The sequence below is a fragment of the Parvularcula dongshanensis genome (genome assembly GCF_014199615.1).
GTDB lineage: Bacteria > Pseudomonadota > Alphaproteobacteria > Caulobacterales > Parvularculaceae > Parvularcula > Parvularcula dongshanensis.
In genome coordinates, this window is the sequence record NZ_JACHOB010000004.1 from 303,832 (window position 1) to 322,602 (window position 18,771).

Consider the following 18,771-nt stretch of genomic DNA (forward strand, 5'->3'; position numbering starts at 1 on the left):
GGATTTTTAGAATGAGAAACGCACTCTTGCTCGGCGCCGCCCTGATGGCGCTGACGGCCTGTGGGGCAGTGGAAAGCAGCATGGACGCAAACGCTCAAGAAGCGAACCAAACCGACGCCGCGACGCCCGAGGCCAACCCGGACACGGCGCTGACCGCGCCCTTCAAGGGGCCTTACGGCGGCGTGCCGGCCTTCGACCAGGTGCGCCTCGAGGACTTCGAGCCCGCGCTCCTCGCCGCCGTCGACGAAGGCCTCGCCGAGATCGACGAGATCACCGGGAACGACGCGGCGCCGACCTTCGAGAACACCATCCTCGCCATGGAGGAGCAGGGCGGGGCCCTCGACCGCTTCGGCACCTATTACGGCATCTGGTCGTCGAACCTGTCGAGCCCGGAGTTCCAGGAGATCGAGACCGCGCTCGTGCCGATCTTCTCCGACTACGAAGCGACGATCACCGCCAACGAGGCCCTCTTCGAACGGATCAAGACGGTCTACGAGGACGAAGACCAGATGGCGGCGCTCAGCGCCGAGGAGCAACGCCTCGTCTGGGACTACTACACGGACTTCGAACGGTCGGGCGCGGCGCTCGACGCCGAGACCAAGGCGAAGATCGCCGACCTCAACGAGCGTCTGAACCACCTCTACACCAAGTTCAGCCAGAACCTGCTGCACGACGAGGGCGCCTACGTCACCTACGTGTCCGAGGACCAGCTCGGCGGCCTGCCGGACGACCTCGTCCAGGCCATGGCGCAGGCGGCCGAGGCCAAGGGGCGCGAAGGCGAGTACGCGGTGACGAACACCCGCTCGTCCATGGACCCGTTCCTGACCTACTCGAACGAGCGCGGCCTGCGTGAGCAGGTCTGGCGGACCTATTACGACCGAGGCGACAACGGCGACGAGTACGACAACAACGAGCTGATCTCGGAGATCCTCCGCCTGCGCGAAGAGCGCTCGCACCTGCAAGGTTACGACACCTTCGCGGACCGCGCGCTCGAGAAGCAGGTCGCGAAGACGCCCGAAGCCGCGATGGACCTGATGATGCGGGTCTGGCCGGCCGCCAAGGCGCGCGTCGCCGAAGAGGTCGCCGACATGCAGGCGGTCGCCGATGCCGAGGGCGCGGACATCGAGATCGCGCCCTGGGACTACCGCTACTACGCCGAGAAGGTCCGTAAGCAGAAGTACGACCTCGACGCGAACGAGGTGAAGCAGTACCTGCAACTCGAGAACCTCCGAGAGGGGATGTTCTGGATGGCGGGCGAGCTCTACGGCCTGACCTTCAAGGGGCCGATCGACACCGTTCCCGTCTACCACGACGACGTGCGCGTCTGGGAGGTCTACAAGGACGGCAAGCTGCACGGCCTTTGGTACTTCGATCCCTACGCGCGCGAGGGAAAACGGTCCGGCGCGTGGATGAACGCCTACCGCACGCAGGACAAGCTGGGCGGGCAGGAGACGATGCCGATCGTCTCGAACAACGCGAACTTCGTGAAAGGCGCGCCTGGCGAGCCGGTGCTCGTCTCCTGGGACGACGCCGAGACGATGTTCCACGAGTTCGGCCACGCGATCCACGGCCTCATGTCCGACGTGACCTATCCGAGCCTCGCGGGCACCGCCGTGCCGCGCGACTACGTCGAGTTCCCGAGCCAGGTGCACGAGAACTGGCTCGCGACGCCGCAAGTGCTTCAGCAATACGCGCTGAACGTCGACACCGGCGAGCCGATCCCGCAAGAACTCGTCGCGAAGATCAAGAAGGCCTCGACCTTCAACCAGGGCTTCGCGACGACCGAGTACCTCGCCTCGGCGCTCGTCGACATGAAGCTCCACACGCTGAAGGACGCTTCGAACGTCGATCCCGACGCCTTCGAGAAGGAGACGCTCGAAGAGCTCGGCATGCCGGACGAGCTGCCGATGCGGCACAGGACGCCTCAGTTCGCGCACATCTTCTCGGGCGAAGGGTACGCGGCGGGCTACTACGCCTACCTCTGGGCGGACACCTTCGGGGCGGACGCATGGGAAGCCTTCGCGGAGGCCCCGGGCGGCGCCTACGACCAGGACGTGGCGCAGCGCTTCATCGATCATGTCCTCAGCGTGGGGAACACGGTCGATCCGATCGAAGGCTACGCCGCCTTCCGCGGCCACGAGGTCGACGTGAACGCGCTGATGCGCCAACGCGGCTTCCCGACGGACGCGGTGGTTCCGGCAGAGAGCGCAGGCAGCCAAGGCCTCGATTCGGCGGGCGACCTCGACTGACGAAGGGGCGGCTCGCGACGCGAGCCGCCGCCACCTCTCCCGTGGCCGCGGCGTAGGGCGGCTACCCAAAGCGACCCGCCTTTGGCGGGACGAGAGAGGTCCAAATCGCCGATTTGGGGTGAGGGTAGGCGAGGGCGGCGCTCGGCGGAGACGCCGCTGGCCGTCACCCGTAGGGCGGTCGCCAATCGCGGCCGCGTGCCGCGACCTCCCTACGACTTATCCCCGCCCCCTCGGCCCCGTGCCATCCTCTCCTCGTCGCGGCAGGGCCGGGGCGGGGCGGACAGCTGACGTCTCCCTTGCCTGCCGCTGCGGGACCACGTGCTGAGGCGTCTGGTAGATGGAGTGCTACCCACGTTCTCAGGCCAGACACGCGCCGGGCGAGCTGAAGAACGGCCCCGGCGGATCGCGCTGAGGGGCGTGGAGGGTCCCGTGCCGCGTGCGAGCTACGGTGTGGGACCCTTCACGCCGCAGCAAACCTTACTCAACCCTTCGCTGCGGCGAGCCGCGCGCGGGACACCCCGGACTTCTTCAAACCCGGCTCGGACGGACGCTTCCGCGCGCCCATCACCCAACCCGACGCCCTCTGGCCCCGCGCCGCTGGCGCACAGGCCAAAGGCCCGTGCCGCCAGCCCGCGCTCAAGCAGGCGGGCGGTCAGCCCGCCGGTAGCGCCAAGGAAAAGAGTCTAAATGGTCGGAGTGGCCGGATTCGAACCGACGACCCCTTCACCCCCAGTAAAGTGCGCTACCAGGCTGCGCTACACTCCGACCGGGCCGCTTTCGCGACCGAAGCCCCCTATAGGCAGGGCAGGGGAGCGGCGCAACCGGTTCTTGGGGGTCGTCAGCTGGACTTGGCGTGGCAGTCGGTGACCTTGGCGCGCAGCACGTGGCTCGGCCGGAAGGTCAGCACGCGGCGAGGGGTGATCGGGACCTCTTCGCCGGTCTTCGGGTTGCGGCCGATGCGCTCGTTCTTCGAGCGGACCTGGAAGGTGCCGAAGGAGGAGAGCTTGACGGTCTCGCCTCGCTCCAGTGCCTCAGCGACGGAGTCGAGGACGTTCTCGACGAGCGAAGCGGACTCGGTGCGGGACAGGCCGGCAGCCTTGTAGACCGCCTCGGTCAAGTCGGCGCGGGTGCGGGTGCGTGCCATGGTGACCTCTTTGACCTGAGTTAAGCGACTGCTTTACGCGAGTCGTTCGCAAGGTCAATCCGAACTCATGCTCGGAACAGCGCCGCGCCCCAAGTCAAGCCGCCACCCATGCCTTCGATCATCACGAGGTCGCCATCGCGGATGCGCCCATCCCGACGCGCTTCGTCATAGGCGAGGGGGATCGAAGCGGCGGAAGTGTTGCCGTGCCGGGCGATGGTGGAGACCACATGAGCAGGATCGAGCTCGAGCTTCTTCACCACGCCGGCGATGATTCGCTGGTTGGCCTGGTGGGGCACGAACCAGTCGATCTCGGACAGGCCGACGCCGGCCGCCTCGGAGGCTTCGACCATCGCGCTCGCGATTCGTCCGACCGCCTCCTTGAACACCTTGTTGCCCTCCATGCGCAGGTGGCCGGTCGTGCCGGTCGCGGAGGGGCCGCCATCGACGTAGAGGAGGCTCGTCATCGAGCCGTCGCAGCGCAGCACGCTGCCGAGCAGGCCGCGCTCTTCCGTGTCCTGCGCCTCGAGGACGAAGGCCCCCGCGCCGTCGCCGAAGAGAACGCAGGTGCCGCGGTCCTCCCAGTCGACGATGCGGCTGAAGGTCTCCGCGCCGATGACGAGGGCGCGGTTATGCTGGCCCGTCGACAGGAAGGCGTTGGCGGTCGACAGCGCGTAGACGAAGCCGGTGCAGACGGCGGCGACGTCGAAGGCCGCGCCCTTCTTGATGCCGAGCTTCGCCTGCACGAAGGCGGCGGTGGACGGAAAGGTCAGGTCGGGCGTCGCGGTCGCGACGATGACGAGGTCGATGTCCTCCGGCGTCAGGTCCGCATCCTTCAGCGCGGCGCGGGCCGCCCGGGCGGCGAGGTCCGAGGTCAGTTCGCCCTCGGCCGCCACGCGCCGTTCACTGATGCCGGTGCGCTCGCGGATCCACGCGTCGGAGGTCTCGACGCGCTGGGACAGCTCTTCGTTCGTGACGATGCGGTCGGGCAGGGCCGAGCCGGAGCCGAGGACGACGGCGCGCCTCACTCCGCGGCCTCGTTCGCGGCGTCGTCCTTCGCGGCGAGGCGGGCGTTCACCTCGGCGATGGTCGAGCGGATCTGTTCTTGGAAGGGGTGCACGGCGAGGTCCTCCGCGATTTGCAGCGCGCTGGCGACGCCGTCGGCATCGGCGCCGCCATGGCTTTTCACCACGAGTCCCCCGAGCCCCAAAAGGGGGGCACCGTTCGCGCTCGACGGGTTCATGCGGCTCTTGAGGTGCTGGAGCGCGGGGCCGAGCAGGAAGGCGCCGGCCTTGGACCGCATGTCGGTCATCAGCGCCTGGCGCATCCAGCCGCCGATCATGCGCGCCGTGCCCTCCGCGGCCTTGAGCGCGATGTTGCCGGTGAAGCCGTCGGTGACGACGACGTCGACCTCGCCGCCGGAGATGTCGTCGCCCTCGACGAAGCCGCGGAAGTCCATGTCCGGATCCGCCTCGCGCAGGATGCGGGCGGCTTCGCGGATCAGCGCGTGGCCCTTCGCCTCCTCCTCGCCGACGTTGAGGAGGCCGACGGTCGGACGCTCCTTGCCCTTGAGCGCGGCGTAGTAGGCCTCGCCCATGATCGCGAACTGGACGAGCTGCTCGGCGCTCGCCTCGACGTTGGCGCCGACGTCGAGCACCACGGTCTGCCCCTTCACGGTGGGCCAGGTGGCCGTAATCGCGGGGCGGTCGACGCCCTCGATCATGCGAAGCTGCAGGACGGACATCGCCATCAGGGCGCCGGTATTGCCCGAGCTGACGACGCCGCCCGCCTTGCCCGCCTTCACGGCGCCGATCGCGGCCCACATGGAGGAGTTCTTGCCGTGGCGCACCGCCCGCGTCGGCTTGTCGTCCATGGTGACGACGTCCTCGGCGTGTTCGACCGTGCAGCCTGTCAGGTCGCGCCCTTCGAGGACGGTGCGGACCTCGTCCTCGCGGCCGTAGAGTTTGAGGTGCGCGCGCAGGCCCGCCGCTCGGGCTCGGACGCAGCCCTCGATCACCGTCTCGACGCCGCCATCGGCGCCCATCACGTCGACCGCGAGAACGGCGTCCGACCTTGGAAGCTCTTCGATCTTCACGCTGGAGAAGCCTCTTCTCGCTCGGGCCCGGCTGTCCACGGGGGGGCGGGGCCTGTCAAGCTGCGTCGGGAAACAAGGTCAGGGCAGGAACGGATCCTCGACCATCTTGGCGCTTCGGAGCCAGAATGCCTCGTCGAAGCCCGGGATCTCCAAGTTGCTGATGAACTGGCGCACCGACTTGTCCCAGGAGAACTGAAGCGCATGCTGCCGGCAGACCGCGGAGTCGGCCTCCTCGAGCGCCGTCAAGCAAGCCTTGCGCAGATCGTGGTCGAGGCAGCCGGCACCCTTGGGGGCGTGCTCCATGATCTCGAGCGGACCGCGGACGGGGAAGGCAGCGACCGGCGTGCCGCAGGCCAGCGCCTCGACGTTGACGAGGCCGAACGTATCGGTCCGCGAGGGGAAGACGAACACGTCGGACGCCGTGTACCGCTTGGCGAGCTCGTCACCGAACTGCGGTCCGTCGAAGACGACATCCTTCCGCTTGCCGTAGCGCTCGCGAAGCTCTTCGGCCTGCGGTCCCGTCCCGACGAGCACCTTGGTGCCGGGCAGGTCCAGATCGAGGAAGTCCTCGATCGTCTTCTCGACCGCGAGCCGGCCGACATAGGTGAAGATCGGACGGGGCAGGGCGTCGTAGACGTCCGAGGGAATCGGCCGGAACGCGTCGGTATCCACGCCGCGCTCCCAAAGGCGCATGTGTTCGAAGCCCTTGGCGGTCAGCTCCTCCATCAGCGCCGGCGTCGAGACCATCATCGCCTCGCCGTGCTTGTGGAAGTCGCGCAGCAGCGCGTAGCCCCATTCGATCGGGAAGCGGATCCGCTCGTAGGTGTACTCGGGAAACCGGGTGTGGAAGCTCGTCGTGTAGGGGTACTTCCGCCGTCGGCAGAACCGCCGTGCCGCCCGCCCCAAAGGGCCTTCCGTCGCGATGTGGATCGCGTCCGGCTTGAAGTTGTTGATCATGCCCGCGACGCGCCGGTTCGGGAACAGCGACAGGCGGATCTCCGTGTAGCCGGGCATAGGGACGGAGCGAAACTTCTCCGGCGTGATGTAGAGGACTTCGTTGCCGAAGCGCTCCAGGATCCGGCCGAGCGTATCAAGCGTCGTCACGACGCCGTTGATCTGCGGCTTCCAGGCGTCGGTCACGATCACGATCTTGAGCCCGCTTTGCGGGTTCGGCATCGGAAACTTCTGCGACGCGCGCCAGGGGTGGCGGACCCGCCCGCCGATCTTCTTCAGCCGGTCTCGGCCTGGACGTGGCCGCGGATCGGGCTTCTCAGCGATCGAGTCGTTCGTCATCTCGTCGCTCTAGGCGAAGGCGCCGCCCCCCACAACGCCGCGCGAGACCGGCGGAAAGAGCTCTGAACGTTTCTGCTCACTTGCTTGTGCGCCGCAAAAAAATACTTGCCAGCCGGTTTCGTGCTCGCTATCTACTCAATCGACGGCTTCGGCCGTCATGCCCTTTCTGGGCGTTTCCTCCCTAAACTGGCCGCAGCCTCGTGCTGCGGCCGTTTTTCTTTCGGGGGGTCGGGATGTTCCGGAACGCTTCATTCCGCCGCGAAGGAGTAGGTCGTGCTGCCCTCTAAGAGGCCTCGCGCGACCTCGCCGAGGCGGGCTCGCAACGGTTCGAACCCCTCGCTTCGCGCGACGCGGCCTTCGTCTAGGTAGAGGCCGCGGTTCACCTCGACCTGCAGGACGTGAACGCCCTCGGTCGGTCGCCCGTAGAGCGAAGTGACGTAGCCGCCAGCGTAAGGGCTGTTGCGGCCCGTGCCGAAGCCCGCGTCGCGGAAGTTCTTCTCCCAAGCTGCCACGACGCCCGCGCCGCAGGATGCGCCGAACCGATCGCCGAAGACGATGTCCGGGAGGGAGCGCCCAGCCGTTGCCGACGGCATGGAATGCCAGTCGATCACCGTCGCGATCCCGAACAAGGTCAGGCACTCGGTGATCAGCGTCCGCAGCGCGGCGTGATAGGGCTCGTAGCACCACTTGATGCGGGCGCGGCCCTCTTGGGCGGGCAGCTTGCGCGCGTAGATGGCCCGGCCCTCCGCGGCGAGCTTCGGGATCACGCCGAAGCCCGCCAGCACGCGGTTCGACCGGGTACGCTCCGCGGAGATGGGCCCGTCGAAGAGGAGGGGATCCATCTCGTAGGGCGCGCGGTTCACGTCCACGAAGGCCCGGGGGAAGTCGGCCGTCAGGACCGGAACGCCCGCCGTCTCCGCCTCGGGCATGAGGAGGTCGACATAGGCGTCTTCAGACCGGCGCAGGTCGAGCAGGCTGAGCCGAGTGCCCTCGACGAAGGCGGTAGGATAGGTTCGGCCCGCATGCGGGCATGCGAAGACGTAAGGCGCAGTCCACGCGGTAGGACGCGTGATCCTGTGGCCTGGATAGCCGTCCTTGACGATGCTCGCGACCAAGACCTCTGCCTTGCGGGACGACGTGCCCTTGCGGCCTAGTTAAGCCGTTCAAACGGCGGGTGCCTACCATCTCGGAACGGTTTTTGTTAAAGCCGCGGTAAGTCCGTAAGGATAAGGCGAGGCCTTCGTTCAGGTTGAGGCGACAAACGTTATGGCGGCGATCCTTCTCGCAGAAGACGACGACAGCATGCGGGGCTTCCTGAAGAAGGCCCTCGAGAAGGCTGGGCACGTGGTCGTTGACGCTAGCCAGGGCGACGAGGCCCTGACCGAGCTCCAGCTGCGCGAGTTCGACCTGCTGCTGACCGACATCGTCATGCCGGTCATGGACGGGATCGAGCTCGCTCGACGTGCCGCCGACATCGACCCCGCGATGAAGATCATGTTCATCACGGGGTTTGCGGCCGTCGCCCTCAACCCGGCGAACAAGGCGCCGCAGGACGCCAAGGTTCTCTCCAAGCCCTTCCACCTGCGGGACCTCGTCGACGAGGTCGATCGGATGCTGGCCGCGGCCTGACCTACCTTATCGCTTGATCGGAACGATGGGCGGGGGTAACCCGCGCCGTCCGGGCGCATAGCTCAGTGGTAGAGCACTGCCTTCACACGGCAGGGGTCCGTGGTTCGAACCCACGTGCGCCCACCATCCGGACCCCGGCGGCAGGCCCTCTTCCGACGCGAAGGCAAGACGGACGGCTGGGGAGTGCGGCAGGGCTTCCGGACCGCGATACCTCCTCGCTACGTTGGCTTCCGCCTCGATACGCTCGGCGGTGCGCCTCGGGCGATCCGGCGCCACCGCTCATGCTGCGCCCGCACCTTTTTCGCCTTTCTGCGATGCCGTCCGTCGGCGAGCGGGCGGCCTAGGCAGGGGTTCGTCATCGCCTCGTTGGGCCGCGACGCCGCTCTTTGCTCTCGCATGTCGGCGCCCGGCCGAAGCGGCACTAGCCGCGTGTCATCTTCGTCGCCAACGCGCCCTTGATGCTTCGAATGGCATCGTTCGTCAGGGTGCCGATGATCCCGCGCCGCTCTTCGGGCAGGTGGGCGCCCGGATCGCCCGTCGTCTGGAACACGTAGTGGTCGAAGTGCGCGCGCCACGCCGCGCGTTGTCGGGGCGGTAGGGCCTTGATCGCCAGCATGGCGTGGAGGAGGGCATCTCGCGGCTCGCCCCTGGCCTTATCGTGGTCCGACCACCAGTAGTTGACGAGGACGTTCACGTTTCCGAGCGAACGCACGTGGTGCCACCACATATAGGGCACGTAGATCGCGTCACCGGGCTCCAGGTCCGCGACGACAGCCGCCTTCATCGCCTCCGCGAAGCGCGGGTAGCGCTCCAGGTCAGGGTCTTCGAGCGAGACCATGCTGATCGTGGCGCCCGCGGGCGTCAGTTCGAACGGGCCGATGTAGAGGTTCGCGATCTGCTCCGGCGGGAACAAGGTGAAGCGCCTGCGGCCGGCCACCACGCAAGCGATGTTCTCCGACGGGTCGTAGTGCGGCGCGATGATGACCTTGTTTCCGATCCAGACCCTTGGCTCCACGCCCCCGAGGATCGGGTTCGGGTTGGCTTCCTCGAAGCCGGGCAGGGCGCCGCGCGTCGGCACCGACTGCACCGCCAAGGCGGAGGCGTCGTCGTCGTCTTGGTGTTCGATCAGGTAATCGAGGGAGGCCGAGAGCTTCGCCTTGTTGGATCGGAAGTTCAGCCCGCTGACGTCGTCGTTGTAGAAGAGCCTGCCATTGAGAGAGGGCGGGCCGAATGCCGTACTGACCGGCTGGCCCCTGTCGAACCCTCGGATGTAGCTGCACAGAGCGGCCGGGGACCGCCGACCCGCCGCGACGATGGGCCAATCAGCGACCAGACCCCTCATGATCACGGGACGACCAGCCGGAAGGATTTCCTCCCTAAACTCGCTCGGCGTGACGTTCTGGCGTTCGGGGATCGGTTGCGGCGTAGAGTTCTGCATCACGGCGAAGAAGAAGCACCCTTCTGCGTCGATGGCAAACAGATCGAAGCCCTTCTCGAACGGTCGTAACCAATCGCGCTTTGACGCAGGGCAATCACGCCTCGGGCCTTCGGTCCATGGGTGTGACCCGTTCGCTTCACAATAGAAAAATGATCGTCTCGCCCGGCGATCTTATAGCAAACGTCGAAAACAACGCGCTACGACGCAACTTCGTGGTTGATGAGCGTATTGTAAGCGCTATCATCACGTTTCACGGACCGGGGGAACCGGTTTGAAAACGAATTCGGCGGCGCGGGCGGCGTGACGATATAAAGCGTTGGCGGGGCAGGGGAGCGCTTCCCCTGTTGCGGTGACCATAATGCCCGACCGGGTTGAGACTGTGGGGGCAACGTCCCTCGCGCTAAGGGAGGTGTCAGGGATGACCAAACTGCGGAAGAGAACCACCAAAACGTGGGCGTTGACGGGCGCCTCCGTGCTCGCGCTCGGCCTTGTCGGCAGCGCGCTGGCGCAAGATGTCGAGGCCGATGACGAGGTCTCGACGGAAGTCGCCGACGATAGCGACGTCATCGTCGTCACGGGCGTGAAGCAAGCGCTTCAGAACGCTCAGGACATCAAGCGCGACGCCGATACGATCGTCGACTCTATCACTGCGACCGACATCGGTTCCTTCCCGGACAAGTCGGTCGCCGAAGCGCTGCAGCGCGTCGCCGGCATCACGGTGAACCGCTTCGCCGCCAGCTCTGACACCGCGCACTTCTCGGCGGAGCCCTCGGGCGTCATCGTCCGCGGCCTTCAGCAGGTCCGCTCCGAGTTCAACGGACGAGACACCTTCTCGGCCAACTCCTCGCGCGGCCTTTCCTGGGGCGACATCTCGCCCGAACTGATGGCCGGCGTCGACACCTACAAGAACCAGATGGCGGAACTGATCGAAGGCGGCATCGCCGGCACGATCAACCTGCGCACGCGAGTGCCGTTCGATCAGCAAGGCCGCCTGCTCGCGCTCTCCGGCAACGCGAACTACAACAGCCTCGCCGAATCGACGACGCCTGAGGTCTCCGGCCTGTTCTCCGACCGTTGGGAGACCGGTATCGGCGAGTTCGGCGTCATGGTGAACGCCGCCTACTCGAAGGTCGAGACGAAGTCCGAGGGCATCCAGCTCTACCGGATGAACCGTTTCTGCAACGTCGACTACCTGACGGCGGACGGTCGCCAAGTCACCTACGACGCGCCGGGTCACGCGATCTATCAGGACTGCAACGAAGACGGTACGATCGATCAGGCCAGCGAGGGGATCTTCTTCATCCCCGGCGCGACGATCTTCCGCGACAACACCTACAACCGCGACCGGACCGGCATCGCTGCGGCTGCGCAGTGGCAGGACAACGACCGCAAGTGGCTCGCCACGGTCCAGTACAACCGGTCGAAATACGATCAGTCCTGGGAAGAGTACGTCCTCTCGAGCCTTCCAGCGGACCTGTCCTACGGGCAGAGCATCTTCTACATCGTTCAGAACGCGGACGCAGACGGAAACCCGATTCCTCCGCAACCTGCCGTCGGAACGGGCGACTTCGTCTTCGACGATCAAGGCCTCTTCCAGAGCGGCGTCCTGACCAACGACATCGGCTGGTGGGGTAACGACAACAGCGGTGAGAACGCGCTGTTCCTGCAGAACGGCGAAGGCGAAGGTCTCGTCAACGATTGCTACGGCTGGGACGGCTGCGCTCCGCGGGCCCGCGGCGCGGACTTCCAGACGGTTACGCGCTCGAACAACAACAACAACGTCACCGAGGACTTCGGCTTCAACCTGAAGTACGCGCCGGTCGACAACTTCCGCCTGAACTTCGACGCGCAGTACGTGCAGTCCGAAGTACAGAACTACGACATCGAAGCCGCGCTCAACAGCTATGCGGACTTCGCGCTCGACATCACCGGTGATTACCCGCAGGCGGAATTCCGTCCGGGTACGAACATTAACTACTCCGATGGTGGCCTGACGAACCCGGCGAACTACTACGTCAAGCACATCATGGACCACGTCGAGGACAGCGAGGGCGACGAGCTCGCGCTGCGCGGCGACGCGGAGTACGACTTCGACAACTCGGGCTGGCTGAACTCGCTGAAGGTCGGCGTGCGTTATGCCGACCGTAATCAGACGGTCCGCTGGTCCGGTTACAACTGGCAGAACGTCGCCAACAACTGGACGCAGAACGCGGACTACGCGAGCCCGCTCGCGGGGCCCGTCTCGCAGGCGGACTTGAACCCGGAGATCGCGGGCCGTTTCGGTCCTGACGGCTTCCTGGGCTATCCGGGTGCTTCGGGTCTCGAGAATCGAATCTTCGACCTCGACCTCGGTGACAGCCCTGTGTCGCCCCGCGAGTACGTCTTCTTCGACATGGACCTGATGCAGGACCAGGAAGGGTTCGCGGCGGCCTACGGTGCGCCGGCGCTTGGCTTCGTCAGCGCCGACGGCTGGTGGCCGACTTGCTCCAACGGCAACGGCGCGGGCAGCGAGCGGGACGACGAGATCGACGGGACCTGCTTCAGGCTCGCCGAGATCGCGGACGTCGAAGAAGAGACGCTTGCGGCTTACGCTCAGCTGAACTTCGGCGGGGCCGACGCGGAGATCTTCGGCGTCCCGTTCTCGGGCAATCTGGGCCTGCGCTGGGTCAACACGAAGAACAGCAGTACGGGCGGCATCGTCGTTCCTCAGCTGCCGGACGGGCTGCGGACCGAGTATCAGCTTGCCTTCGAGGATGACGGTACGCCGGTCATCGACCCTCTGACTGGTGAGCAGGAGTACGAGCCCTCGGGCGTCACGCTCGATACCACGCAGCTCAGCTTCGCGGAGTATCAAGCACGCGCTTGCGCCCCGCTGCCTTCTCGCGAGAACCAGCAGACGGGCGTCGTCGAACGGCCATCGGTCGGGTTCACGCAGGCCTGCTACCTGTCCGAGGCGCAGTACAACTTCCTGGACAACGCGCAGCTGAACTCCACGGCGAATAGCGAGTACGACCGGTTCCTGCCGAGCTTCAACATCAAGTTCGACCTGACGGACGAGTGGTTGCTCCGCCTCGCCGCGTCGCGTGCGATGTCGCGTCCGGACATCGGCAACCTGCGGAACTACCTCAGCTTCGGGGCCCGCTTCCCGCAGGGACAGGGGACTGACGACCCGCTCTACATCCGTGATGGGAACGGGAACATCACCGGCATCGACATCTTCTACGAAGGGTCGGCCCAGAACCCGTTCCTGCTTCCGGTCATGGCGACGCAGTTCGACGTGTCGCTCGAGCACTACTTCGCCGACGTCGGGTCGTTCTCCTTCGCGGTCTTCTACAAGGAGTTCGAGGACTACATTCAAGTCGGACGCTACCTGCGCGAGATCGAGAACAACGGAACGACCGAGACGGTCGAGATCCGCGGTCCGCTCAACGGCGACGGCGCCTCGATCCAGGGTCTCGAAGTCAGCTATCAACGCTTCTTCGACTTCCTGCCGGCGCCGTTCGACGGCCTCGGGTTCCAGGGCAACTACACCTACGTGGACAACCAAGGCATCGCGAACTCTCGCGTTCCGAATACCGGCGAATCCGGGGACGGAACCGATACGGCGCAGCTTGATGCCGAGAACTCCGCAGTCTCGGTGAATGCCTTGGAAGGACTGTCCGAGCACTCGTTCAACCTCGTTGGGTTCTACGAGAAGGGGCCGCTCGCGCTTCGTGCCGCGTACAACTGGCGGTCGGAGTACCTCGTCACGGTGATCGACTGCTGCGTCGCGTCGCCCATCTGGACGCAGGACCAGGGCTTCCTCGATGCCTCGATCCGGTACCGCGTGAGCGACAACGTCGAGCTTAGCGTGCAGGGCCAGAACCTGCTCAACACCAAAACGGTGACCGAGCAACAGGTTCAGAACGCCGAAGACGGTGGGTTCCGCCTGCCGACCGCGAAGTTCCAGAACGACGTGCGCTTCACCTTTGGTGTTCGCCTGAAGTACTAACGGCTTCTAGAGCGTAAGAGCAAAGCGCCGCCCTTCGGGGCGGCGCTTTCGTTTCAGCCCCCACTTTGTCACCTCTGCGGCGTTTCCGACTAAGGACTTTGCTCGCGGAAACGTGTATGATCTGCTGTAGTTCGCCTGCGGGAGAGCAGAATGACTCAAGCCTTGAGCATCGTGATCGTCGGTGGCGGCACCGCGGGTTGGATGACGGCGGCCGGGCTCGTCGGCTGCCTACCGCAGGGCATGCACAGGGTCCGGGTCGTCGAGTCGGAAGAGATCGGAACCGTCGGGGTCGGCGAGGCGACCTTGCCGCAGCTTCGCGACTTCAACGACATGATCGGCATCCTGGAAGCCGATTTCATGCGTAAGACCCAAGCCACGTTCAAGCTCGGCATCGAGTTCGTGGATTGGGGCTTCGCGGGATCGTCCTACATCCACCCCTTCGGTGTGCACGGACGACCAATCGGCGGCATCGACTTCCATCAGCACTGGATCCGCGCTGCCTTGAACGGCGACCGAACCGACATCGAAGAGTTCTCCTTCGCGATCCAGGCCGCACGCGGCGGTCGCTTCGATCTGCCGAGCGTCGATCCGACGATGGTGAGTTCGACCTACACCTACGCCTACCACTTGGACGCCACGCTCTACGGTCGGTACCTGCGCAGCTTCTGCGAGCAGAGGGGGGTGACCAGGACGGAGGGCCGGATCGTCGACGTGGTCCGGAACGCCGAGACAGGTGATGTCGCCCGTCTCGACCTCGAGTCCGGCCAAAGCGTCGAGGGAGACCTCTTCGTCGACTGTTCGGGGTTTCGGGGGCTGCTGATCGAGGGGGCGCTTTCCGAGCCGTACCAAGATTGGTCCCAGTGGCTACCTTGTGACCGCGCGATCGCCGTGCCGTCGACGTCCACCGAACCGCCACGTCCCTACACCCGCGCGATGGCGAGGGAAGCCGGGTGGCAGTGGCGCATTCCGCTGCAGCACCGCACGGGCAACGGCTACGTCTACTCCAGTCGCTACACGGACGACGAGCGCGCGTTGGAAGTCCTGCTGGGCAACTTGGCGGGCGAGGCGATCCGAGAGCCGAACATGCTGCGCTTCCGCACGGGACGGCGTCAGCGAGCGTGGGTGAACAACTGCGTCTCGATCGGCTTGTCGAGCGGTTTCCTCGAGCCGCTCGAGTCGACGAGCATTCACCTCGTTCAGATGGCGATCGTGAACCTCCTGAAACTGCTTCCGCGTTCGGCTGGCGATCATCGTCCAGCGTTCGAGTTCAATCGCCTGATGGCGCGCGAGTACGACCGCGTCCGTGACTTCCTGGTACTGCACTATCATCTCAACCAGCGTGAGGACGCCCCCCTTTGGCGAGATATGAGAGCGCTGCAAATTCCAGATAGCCTCGCGGAGAAGATCGAAGCCTTCGTTCATCGCGGTGAGGTCGAGGCGTATCAGGATGGTCTCTTCACGCCGGCGAGTTGGCTCTCCGTACTGCTCGGACAGGGCCTCGTGCCTTCGGCCTACAGCCGCGTGACGGACAACATACCGCCTAGCCGCTCGGCAGTTGAGATGCGGCAGCAACGCGAAGAGATCGAAGCGCAAGTCGCCCGGATGGGCGCGCATGCCGACTTCGTCGATGACTACTGCCGGGCGGCGCCCGCGCCGGGGAGGGGAGCATGACGCGTCCGGTCGAGAGCGTCGCGATCATGGGATGCGACGCTGCCTGTTGGCTGACGGCTCTGGCGCTGCAGCGTGCTTTCGGGGACACCGGCGTCGAGGTCCGCGTCGTCGAGCTGCCGACCCAGCTCACGCGGTCGGACGTCTTCGCAACGCTCCCGACCGTCCAAGGCTTGCATCGCATGCTGCGCGTCGAGGAGTCGTTCCTCGTTCAGCACTGCAAGGCGTCGTTCTCGTTCGGCCAGCGCTTCAGCGGCTGGGCGCGGAGCCTGCCGCCGTTCATGCACGCCTACGACACCTACGGTGCGCCGATGCTGGGCGTACCTTTTCTTCAGTATTGGTTGAAGGCGCGCAAGGCCGGTCTCAACCTGCCGCTAGAGGACTTCTCGCTCGGCGCGGTCGCAGCGAAGCAGGGCAAGCGCGCTCTGCTGAGCGAGCAGGCCGCCGGCTTCTCCCGCGCCGGGTACGGCTATCACCTCGATGCGATGTTCTATCTAGGCGTCGTCCGTCAGCTTGCGGTCGAAGCGGGCGTCAAGGTCGAAAGAGGCGTAGTCCAAGCGACGAAGTGGGAGGGAGAGCGCCTGGAAGCCGTCCGTCTTCACGACGGAAGGCAGGTCGAGGCGGATCTATTCGTCGATGCGACGGGTCCCGAAGCGCTTCTCCTGCGCGACGCTCCCGGCGACGGGTTCGAGCCTTGGAGCCGTTGGCTTCCGACCAATCGCGTCCTGACCGGCAGCGCCCAACCGCTTACCCCGAAGCCGGCCTTCGCCCAGAACCAAGCCTTCCGCGCTGGTTGGATCTCGGTTCTTCCGCTCCAGGATCGTACCGCTGTCAGCGTGGCCTTCGACGACGAAGAGGACGAAGCGGAGAGCGTCCTGGAAACGGTGCCGGCGCTCACCGGTCTACGTGTCAGCGGAGAGGTCGCCTCGGCGAAGTTGGTGCCGGGCGCAAGGCGCCGGCCGTGGATCGGCAACTGCGTCGCGATCGGCGAGGCGGCCGCCGCGCTCGATCCCTTGGATGCGGTGCCGCTGCACCTCGTGCAGATCGGCATCAGCCACCTGGTGACCCGCTTCCCCGTCGATGCGGACTACATGCAGGAGGCCAGGCGCTACAACGAGCTGGTCTTCGATCTCGTCTGTCGCGTTCGGGACTACCAGATCCTTCACTACACGTTGAACAAGCGGCGGGACGATCCCCTGTGGGACCGGGCGAGGGACGCCCGGCCGCCCGAAGAACTGGCCTACAAGATCGAGACCTTCGCCGCGTGCGGCATCGTACCACTCTACGACAACGAGACGTTCCAGGAGCCGGACTGGACGGCGAGCCTGATCGGGCATGGCGTCGTTCCTGACACATACGATCCGATGGTCGATGCGATGCCGGAAGCCGAACAGATGCAGCGCTTCCAACAGATGCTTGGCTTCATCGCCGCCGAGATCGCCGAGATGGACTCGGTAGACGCCTACCTGGAAACTCACGGTTCGCTCCCATCCTTCCAAGCCAACTTCTAACTGTCGGAACCTTCGATGCAGAAGAATGCGATTAAGGAGATCGTCATCGTCGGCGGCGGGACGGCCGGATGGATGACCGCCGCGGCGCTCGGCAAGATCCTTGGAACAGACCTCTATACGATCACGCTGGTAGAGTCCGAGCAGATCGGCACGGTGGGCGTCGGCGAAGCGACCATTCCGATGATCATGCTCTACAACAGCGTGCTCGGAATAAACGAGGACGAGTTCGTTCGCGAGACCAACGCGACCTTCAAGCTGGGCATAGAGTTCGCGGATTGGCGTCGGTTGGGCCATAGCTACTTCCACCCCTTCGGAAAGCTCGGGGTGGACATGGACGGCATCGGATTCGTCCACTACTGGCTACGCTGGGCGAAACAAGGCGGCAGCCTCGGCTACGCGTCTTTCAATGCCGAGACGCAGGCCGCGCGGGAACAGAAGTTCATGCGGACGCCCGAGGGGGCAGGGGCTCTGCCCAACATCAACTACGCCTTCCAGTTCGACGCGGCGCGCTACGCCGCCTACCTCCGCCGCTTCGCGGAGAAGCGGGGCGTTCGGAGGATCGAAGGCAAGGTCGTCCGTGCTGAACAGGACGATGCCGGCGACATCGGTTCTATCGTCATGGAAGATGGTCGCCGCGTCTCCGGCGACCTGTTCGTCGATTGCTCGGGCTTTCGGGGCCTTCTGATCGAAGAGGTCTTCGCTACCGGATACGACGACTGGAGCCACTGGCTGCCGGTGAACCGCGCCGTCGCGGTGCCGTGCGAGAAGAACGCCCCCCCGCTCCCCTACACCCGCGCGACGGCCCGGGAGGCAGGGTGGCAATGGCGAATCCCGCTGCAGCACCGCACCGGCAATGGATACGTTTTCTGCACGGAGTTCACTTCCGAGGACGAGGCGACCGAGAAGCTCATGTCGCGGCTGGACGGCGCGCCCCTCGCGGATCCGCGAATCCTTCGCTTCGTCACCGGCGTCCGGCGAAAGACGTGGGTCAGGAACTGCGTCGCGATCGGTCTCTCCTCCGGTTTTCTGGAGCCACTGGAATCGACCTCGATCCACCTCATCCAAGTCGCCATCGCCAAGCTTCTCGCGATGTTCCCGCGCGATCGCATCGACCGCTCGATGGTGGCTCGGTACAACGACGAGATGCGGTTCGAGTACGACAACGTCCGCGATTTCCTCATCGCGCACTACTACGTCACTGAACGGAACGACACGCCCTTCTGGCGATACGTGAGCAGCATGGCCATTCCGGATGCCCTGCAGGAGAAGCTGGAACTGTTCTCGCAGCGTGGTGAGGTCATGGCGAAGCACAACGACCTCTTCAAGGAGACGAGCTGGTTCGCGGTGCTGGCCGGGCAGGGGTTGATGCCCGAAAGCTATCATCCGGTGGCGGACGTCATTTCGGACGATGAGCTGAGGTTGCGGCTATCGAGGATCCGCACCGGCATCACCGAGCGGGTGGCGCAGATGCCGAAGCACGAGGCTTTCATCGAGCAGCACTGCGCGGCGGCCGCCCTTACCTGACCCAGGGCATGCCCTTGATCTGACGCGGCGTGACCGGCGCCCGTTGCCTGCGGGCGCTCCGTTCGGCGGCCTTCTCCTCGGCCGGGAACACGCTCGCGGTTCGCGAAGTATCCCGCAGGCCGCCCGGTCCGTTCACCAGGCGCTCACCCCAAGGCGACAGACGCGCGGGGTCGAAGTCCAGGACGAGGTCGAGGTCTTCGACACCGCCGCCATTGCCGGAATATGACCAACC

At 65.5% G+C, this 18,771-nt stretch carries 12 protein-coding genes, 2 tRNA genes and 1 pseudogene; 7 read left to right on the forward strand and 8 right to left on the reverse strand.

Features of this window, described 5'->3' with window-relative positions:
• Window positions 1-11: 11 nt before the first annotated feature.
• A complete protein-coding gene (locus tag GGQ59_RS10965; protein ID WP_183818490.1) occupies window positions 12-2,249 on the forward strand; it encodes a M3 family metallopeptidase in 2,238 nt (745 codons plus the stop codon).
• A gap of 688 nt (window positions 2,250-2,937) precedes the next feature.
• Here the strand turns inward: GGQ59_RS10965 and GGQ59_RS10970 are convergent.
• The 6 genes from GGQ59_RS10970 to GGQ59_RS10995 form a co-directional block, all read right to left on the reverse strand.
• Window positions 2,938-3,014: transfer RNA gene (locus GGQ59_RS10970), tRNA-Pro, on the reverse strand.
• A gap of 73 nt (window positions 3,015-3,087) precedes the next feature.
• Window positions 3,088-3,393, reverse strand: coding sequence for an integration host factor subunit alpha (locus GGQ59_RS10975; RefSeq protein ID WP_183818492.1), 306 nt, complete (start codon window positions 3,391-3,393; stop codon window positions 3,088-3,090).
• A gap of 65 nt (window positions 3,394-3,458) precedes the next feature.
• A complete protein-coding gene (locus GGQ59_RS10980) occupies window positions 3,459-4,418 on the reverse strand; it encodes a beta-ketoacyl-ACP synthase 3 (protein WP_183818494.1) in 960 nt (319 codons plus the stop codon).
• Entirely contained in the window at window positions 4,415-5,485 is a 1,071-nt protein-coding gene (gene plsX, locus GGQ59_RS10985) for a phosphate acyltransferase PlsX (protein WP_343074323.1), read from the reverse strand. Before plsX ends, GGQ59_RS10980 begins: the two co-directional genes overlap by 4 nt.
• A gap of 78 nt (window positions 5,486-5,563) precedes the next feature.
• Entirely contained in the window at window positions 5,564-6,778 is a 1,215-nt protein-coding gene (locus tag GGQ59_RS10990; RefSeq protein ID WP_246408701.1) for a glycosyltransferase family 4 protein, read from the reverse strand.
• A gap of 248 nt (window positions 6,779-7,026) precedes the next feature.
• Window positions 7,027-7,893: an N-formylglutamate amidohydrolase gene (locus GGQ59_RS10995; protein ID WP_183818496.1), complete on the reverse strand. Its 867-nt coding sequence runs from the start codon at window positions 7,891-7,893 to the stop codon at window positions 7,027-7,029.
• 151 nt (window positions 7,894-8,044) lie between these two features.
• On the opposite strand from GGQ59_RS10995, the gene cpdR reads away from it, so the two are divergent.
• Together cpdR and GGQ59_RS11005 are read left to right on the forward strand one after the other, a co-directional pair.
• Window positions 8,045-8,407, forward strand: a complete 363-nt coding sequence (gene cpdR, locus GGQ59_RS11000; RefSeq protein ID WP_183818498.1) for a cell cycle two-component system response regulator CpdR — start codon at window positions 8,045-8,047, stop codon at window positions 8,405-8,407.
• A 51-nt stretch (window positions 8,408-8,458) separates the two neighbouring features.
• Window positions 8,459-8,533 (forward strand) — tRNA-Val (locus GGQ59_RS11005).
• A 295-nt stretch (window positions 8,534-8,828) separates the two neighbouring features.
• On the opposite strand, the gene GGQ59_RS11010 is transcribed toward GGQ59_RS11005, so the two are convergent.
• A complete protein-coding gene (locus GGQ59_RS11010; RefSeq protein WP_281373836.1) occupies window positions 8,829-9,845 on the reverse strand; it encodes a cupin-like domain-containing protein in 1,017 nt (338 codons plus the stop codon).
• 457 nt (window positions 9,846-10,302) lie between these two features.
• Between GGQ59_RS11010 and GGQ59_RS11015 the strand changes: the two genes are divergently transcribed.
• From GGQ59_RS11015 to GGQ59_RS11030, 4 genes are all read left to right on the forward strand, one after another.
• Window positions 10,303-13,836, forward strand: a complete 3,534-nt coding sequence (locus tag GGQ59_RS11015) for a TonB-dependent receptor (protein ID WP_183818502.1) — start codon at window positions 10,303-10,305, stop codon at window positions 13,834-13,836.
• A gap of 150 nt (window positions 13,837-13,986) precedes the next feature.
• Window positions 13,987-15,507 carry a tryptophan halogenase family protein gene (locus tag GGQ59_RS11020; RefSeq protein WP_183818504.1) on the forward strand — a complete coding sequence of 507 codons (1,521 nt, stop codon included), beginning with the start codon at window positions 13,987-13,989 and terminating at the stop codon, window positions 15,505-15,507.
• Entirely contained in the window at window positions 15,504-17,015 is a 1,512-nt protein-coding gene (locus GGQ59_RS11025) for a tryptophan 7-halogenase (protein ID WP_183818506.1), read from the forward strand. Before GGQ59_RS11020 ends, GGQ59_RS11025 begins: the two co-directional genes overlap by 4 nt.
• A 15-nt stretch (window positions 17,016-17,030) precedes the next feature.
• Complete coding sequence (locus GGQ59_RS11030; protein WP_183818508.1) at window positions 17,031-18,539, forward strand: tryptophan halogenase family protein; 1,509 nt, start codon at window positions 17,031-17,033, stop codon at window positions 18,537-18,539.
• On the opposite strand, the pseudogene GGQ59_RS11035 reads toward GGQ59_RS11030, so the two are convergent.
• Window positions 18,532-18,771 (reverse strand): annotated as a pseudogene (locus GGQ59_RS11035) (hypothetical protein); the annotation flags it as partial. The gene GGQ59_RS11030 and the pseudogene GGQ59_RS11035 overlap by 8 nt on opposite strands.

What these genes read in the sequence shown, in the direction of transcription:
- cpdR (WP_183818498.1), top strand. Translation starts at nt 8,045, where the DNA reads ATGGCGGCGATCCTTCTCGCAGAAGACGACGACAGCATGCGGGGCTTC.
- GGQ59_RS11020 (WP_183818504.1), top strand. Translation starts at nt 13,987, where the DNA reads ATGACTCAAGCCTTGAGCATCGTGATCGTCGGTGGCGGCACCGCGGGT.
- GGQ59_RS11010 (WP_281373836.1), bottom strand. Translation starts at nt 9,845, where the DNA reads ATGCAGAACTCTACGCCGCAACCGATCCCCGAACGCCAGAACGTCACG.
- GGQ59_RS10965 (WP_183818490.1), top strand. Translation starts at nt 12, where the DNA reads ATGAGAAACGCACTCTTGCTCGGCGCCGCCCTGATGGCGCTGACGGCC.
- GGQ59_RS11025 (WP_183818506.1), top strand. Translation starts at nt 15,504, where the DNA reads ATGACGCGTCCGGTCGAGAGCGTCGCGATCATGGGATGCGACGCTGCC.
- GGQ59_RS11030 (WP_183818508.1), top strand. Translation starts at nt 17,031, where the DNA reads ATGCAGAAGAATGCGATTAAGGAGATCGTCATCGTCGGCGGCGGGACG.
- GGQ59_RS10975 (WP_183818492.1), bottom strand. Translation starts at nt 3,393, where the DNA reads ATGGCACGCACCCGCACCCGCGCCGACTTGACCGAGGCGGTCTACAAG.
- GGQ59_RS10990 (WP_246408701.1), bottom strand. Translation starts at nt 6,778, where the DNA reads ATGACGAACGACTCGATCGCTGAGAAGCCCGATCCGCGGCCACGTCCA.